General features: G+C 70.6%; 3 protein-coding genes. 2 read left to right on the forward strand and 1 reads right to left on the reverse strand.

The window, feature by feature from the left end; genetic code table 11:
* Positions 1-633 precede the first annotated feature (633 nt).
* Positions 634-1,173, reverse strand: a complete 540-nt coding sequence (locus MJ783_RS03340) for an MFS transporter (protein ID WP_239308431.1) — start codon at positions 1,171-1,173, stop codon at positions 634-636.
* A gap of 351 nt (positions 1,174-1,524) precedes the next feature.
* Between MJ783_RS03340 and rplU the strand changes: the two genes are divergently transcribed.
* Together rplU and rpmA are read left to right on the forward strand one after the other, a co-directional pair.
* A complete protein-coding gene (gene rplU / locus MJ783_RS03345) occupies positions 1,525-1,842 on the forward strand; it encodes a 50S ribosomal protein L21 (RefSeq protein WP_239308432.1) in 318 nt (105 codons plus the stop codon).
* Between the two features lie 5 nt (positions 1,843-1,847).
* Complete coding sequence (gene rpmA / locus MJ783_RS03350; RefSeq protein ID WP_239308433.1) at positions 1,848-2,117, forward strand: 50S ribosomal protein L27; 270 nt, start codon at positions 1,848-1,850, stop codon at positions 2,115-2,117.
* Positions 2,118-2,189 lie beyond the last annotated feature (72 nt).

Raw genomic sequence — 2,189 nt, forward strand, 5'->3', positions numbered from 1 at the left:
GGCGCGACGAGCAACGGCGCGACGAGCAACGGCACGAAGGACGACGGCGGGCCGATCAGTTCGGCGCCGCCGTCATCGAACGCTGCCCGATCCACCGGGGCTCGTGCGACCGGTCGCCGGCGGGCGTCGCGTGCGGTCGCGGCACCGCAGGAGAGCGGTGAGGCCGCCCACACCGGGTAGGTGTCCTTAGAGCGCCCGGCAATAGGGGCGTGGATCAAGGAGCGGGGCTGGGGTGCGTAGATCGCGAGGCGGCGGAGGGAGCCACCCTGGTGTTGGGTGGCGACTGACGACAACACGGCGAGGTGCGTGCCCCAGCCCCGCGACGCCGCGTCCCCTATTGCCGGTCGCTCTTAGTGTTGATGCGTGTGCTGACGCATGCGTGCTGACAGCGGCCTGGTCCAGCGCCGCGCTGGACCAGGCCTCCTGATCGGCCGCGGGCGCTGACATCGCCGAATCCGGCCGGCCGCCTGGCGCGTGGGTCCGTGTCCCGGTCCGGGCGGCGCCTCGCGTCGTTGTCGTCGGTTGACGCCCACAACCAGGGCGGCTGCCTCCGCCGCCGCGCGATCCATCCAGCCGGACGCCGCTCCCCTGATCGAACGACGGCTCCCGGAACACGCCGTAGCCTCTGGCTGGTCAGGCTTCGCCGGTGGCCCAGTGCTGCGCCGCTTCCCGGCGGATGAGGTCGCGTTGGTCGTGCTCGCGCACGAGCGCGTCCAGCCGCGCGCGGGACCGTCGCAACGCGCCGTCAACCGCCGCGCTGGCACGGCTGTTGTCGCCCATTTGCAGGGCGTACGAGGCGACGACCAGAGCCTGGACGACGTCGTCCTGGGCAGAGAGCGCATCGCTGTGGGCATCGCTGCCCGCGGCGGCGGCCTGAGGCCGGCCACGGAAGGCGCAGCCGTCCCTGGAAAGCTCGCGGGCACGCACCGCGAGCCAGCAGGCCGCGTAGGCCGTACTGAGCGCCCACGTCGCGCGTACTCCGGCTGGCAGGCCCACCAGCCCGTTGAGAGCGACCCCGAGCACCGTTGTGACGACCACCGCGGATGCCGCGATGGTCACGGACCGCCGCCGGGGGTCCGTTGTCCGGGCTGAGGACACCAGCGGCCAGCCGGCGGTCAGGACAGCGGCGGCCGTGGTGGCACCGGCCACCCAGATCACAATCTGCCAGCCCATCGTGGCCCAACCCCCACCCAGGCCGCGGACGATGCGCGAGGCTCGCGTCGCGCTGTCGGCGGCCACCCGTTGCCTGTTGGCTCTGCTCGGGCACTGGCCGCCAGCCGGGAGCGCAGTGCCCGTGCCGAGCCCGTGCCGAGCCCGTTCCGATGGTTGCGCGCTGGTCGGCGGCACGCCATGGTTCATCGGTGCCATGGCCGGATACGCCCTGTGGCCCGGGTCGCGGCGCGGGGGCGGGGCCGCCGGTGTCAGGTTGGCGCATGCGCCTGTTAAGGTAGTGCAATCAGGGCCGGGCACGGCTGTGTTTCCGCCGTGTGAGAGATGCCCGTCCGACTTCAGCAAGGAGAACCGGTGTACGCGGTCGTGGCCAGCGGCGGCAAGCAGCACAAGGTCGCCGTCGGCGATGTCGTTGACGTCGAGCTCGTCAAGGGCGAGCCGGGCGCGACCGTCAACCTGTCGGCGCTCCTGCTTGTCGACGGCGACGTGGTGACCCACGACAGGGACGCGCTCGCGTCTGTCGAGGTGACAGCGGAGGTCGTCGAGATCGTCAAGGGTCCTAAGATCAGAATTCACAAATTCAAGAACAAGACCGGTTATCACAAGCGGCAGGGCCACCGCCAGAAGTTCACCCGCCTGCGGGTGACCGGTATCGAGACCGGGAAGGCCTGAGCGACATGGCACACAAGAAGGGCGCGAGCTCCTCGCGCAACGGTCGTGACTCCAACGCCCAGCGGCTGGGCGTGAAGCGTTTCGGTGGCCAGTACGTCAACTCAGGTGAGATCATCGTTCGCCAGCGGGGCACGCACTTCCACCCCGGTTCCCAGGTAGGCCGTGGCAGCGATGACACACTCTTCGCGCTGGTCGCCGGGCATGTCCAGTTCGGCAACCGCCGGGGCCGCCGGGTTATCAACATCATTCCCGTTGAGGGGGCGCGGGCTGCCTGAGGCAGCCGGCTCGCAGCTCAACAGGGCCGGTGCCGCTGTCCGCGTGGGCGAGTTGTCTCGGAGACCGCTAAG

The organism is Protofrankia sp. Cj3, from assembly GCF_917627355.1.
In the GTDB taxonomy this organism is placed as follows: domain Bacteria; phylum Actinomycetota; class Actinomycetes; order Frankiales; family Frankiaceae; genus Protofrankia.

Bases quoted from the DNA above. Each gene is read 5' to 3' on its own strand.
- rpmA (WP_239308433.1), top strand. From the start codon at position 1,848: ATGGCACACAAGAAGGGCGCGAGCTCCTCGCGCAACGGTCGTGACTCC.
- MJ783_RS03340 (WP_239308431.1), bottom strand. From the start codon at position 1,173: ATGGGCTGGCAGATTGTGATCTGGGTGGCCGGTGCCACCACGGCCGCC.